The following is a 1,595-nucleotide window of genomic DNA, read 5'->3' as shown; positions in this document are numbered from 1 at the left end:
CTTTGGTATGATATTAGCATAGTCCAAACTGCTGACTACAGTGGTGACAGGCTATGCTTATTTTGATATAATAAGAAGGTAATGGACTGACGGTCACCCCCTTAGAACTAAGCGTTCGTAATAGAAAGTGTCAGCCGCCTTCTTGTTATAAAATTCGATTAAGCAGGTTGTACCTGCTGTGTTTACAGCAGCGTTCGCATCACTAACCAAAATGAATTTTAATAAGCTCCTGAGCGGAAACATTACAAAATATCAGAAAGAAGGATTTATCATGATTAGTGTAGGAATTGATGTATCAAAAGGAAAAAGTACTGTTTGCATTATGAAACCTTGCGGCGAAATACTTGAATCACCCTTTGACATTGGTCACACTGCCGATGAACTGGATTCTCTTATTTCTCTCATCAAATCATTCGATGAAGAAACCCGTGTTGTTATGGAAGATACAGGTCACTATCATCTTCCTGTTGCGACCTATTTATCTTCTCACAACATTTTTGTATGCTGTGTAAATGCCTTGCGTATGAAGAAGTTCTGCTCGCAAAGCATAAGACGAGCAAAAACCGATAAAATTGATTCGATTAAAATCGCATCTTTCGGTATTACATACTGGAACGAGCTTGTTAAGGCTTATCCCTCTAATGTTATATACGATGAACTTAAATTTCTTGCACGTCAGTATTATCAGGTTACAGGTATGCTTGTTAAATCAAAGGTGAACTTCTCCAATCTTCTTGACCAAGTTATGCCCCAAATCAATGATGTTCTTTCAAATCAAGGTGAAAATCACAAGCTGACCGAGTTTGTCAGTCGATATATTCATTTTCAAAATATTCTCGATATGGGAGAAATGAAATTTACATCTGATTACTGCAAATGGGCAAAGAAAAAGGGATACCGCTTAAACGAGCGTAAGGCAGCGGAAATCCTTGCCCTTGCTCAAAACGGTATCCCTACGCTTCCTAACTCCCAATCCGTCAAAATTGCCGTTAGTGAAGCCGTCAAGCTGATCCACTCAATAGAGGAATCACGCAATACCATTTTAGCACAAATGCAGGATCTTTGCAACACCTTGCCTGAATATTCTGTTGTCAAGGAAATGGATTGTATCGGAGATACACTTGCTCCACGTATCATTGCTGAAATTGGCGATGTACGCAGATTCAAAAACAAGCACTCTCTCATTGCCTATGCAGGCATTGACGCTCCGCCTTATCAGTCGGGTGCATTCCACGCTTCTGAGCGTCATATATCCAAGCGTGGAAACAGTTATCTGCGAAAAACAGGCTACGAGATCATGCAATCCTTAATCAAACACAAACCTGCCGACAATGCTGTCTATGACTTTATTCAGAAGAAACGCAGCGAAGGGAAATGCGGCAAAGAAGCAATGATTGCGGGGCTTAACAAATTCCTTCGAGTTTACTACGGCAAGGTTATGGAGTTTTACTCCGAACATTAATTGTAGTCTCAGGTACATACTCATCGGGCGTTTGAATACTTCCTTCAAACGTCAGCTTTGCTATATCGTTTTTTCCTTTGCTTCTTTTCTCAACTTTGTTCATTTTGCCTATTGATTTTTCTTAGCAGGTTTC

The 1,595-nt window shown here is 40.0% G+C and carries 1 protein-coding gene; it reads left to right on the top strand.

From position 1 onward, the window contains the following. Positions 1-271 precede the first annotated feature (271 nt). Positions 272-1,462, top strand: coding sequence for an IS110 family transposase (locus DW793_RS14160; protein ID WP_118158532.1), 1,191 nt, complete (start codon positions 272-274; stop codon positions 1,460-1,462). The last annotated feature ends 133 nt before the right edge of the window (positions 1,463-1,595 follow it).

The organism is Ruminococcus sp. AM31-15AC (assembly GCF_003462045.1).
Lineage (GTDB): Bacteria > Bacillota > Clostridia > Oscillospirales > Ruminococcaceae > Hominimerdicola > Hominimerdicola aceti.
This window is presented reverse-complemented; position numbering and strand designations above follow the sequence as displayed.